Annotated in this window: 1 protein-coding gene; it reads right to left on the bottom strand. The window is 60.0% G+C overall.

What is annotated here, in order from left to right; all coding sequences use genetic code 11:
* Positions 1-375: type 2 periplasmic-binding domain-containing protein (locus AC1DIT_RS28605; RefSeq protein WP_476998640.1), on the bottom strand; the 375-nt coding region annotated here is incomplete at both ends.

Here is a 375-nt window from a genome sequence, read left to right as displayed (position 1 = left end):
CGGCGATGCGTTTTCCTCTGAGATCGCCAATCTGCTGAACCGGGCTGCTGTTCGGTACCAGCAGTGCCACGCTCTGCGGCGCGGCAGGTTCCCAGGCAACATAAACCATCGGGCTGTTGCTGGCCTGCGCAAACAAGGGGGGAACTTCACCAGTCGTCCCGAAATCGATCTCCTGTTGGCTCAGCGCATGCAGAAGCTGCGGACCCGCAGGAAACTCACTCCACAGCACGCTGACGCCTCTATCGGCCAGCTGCTGTTCCAGTGACTGGCGCGCTTTCAGGATGCCGAGGTTGCCAAATTTCTGATAACCGATGCGCAGTTCCCGCTCCCGTTCGGGCTGCTGATTCAGAGAAGTGTCGCGCTGACGCAGTGAAG

The organism is Bacillus sp. 05T22, assembly GCF_056396765.1.
The sequence above is the reverse complement of the archived record's forward strand: the minus strand, read 5'-3'. Positions and strand labels throughout refer to the sequence as shown.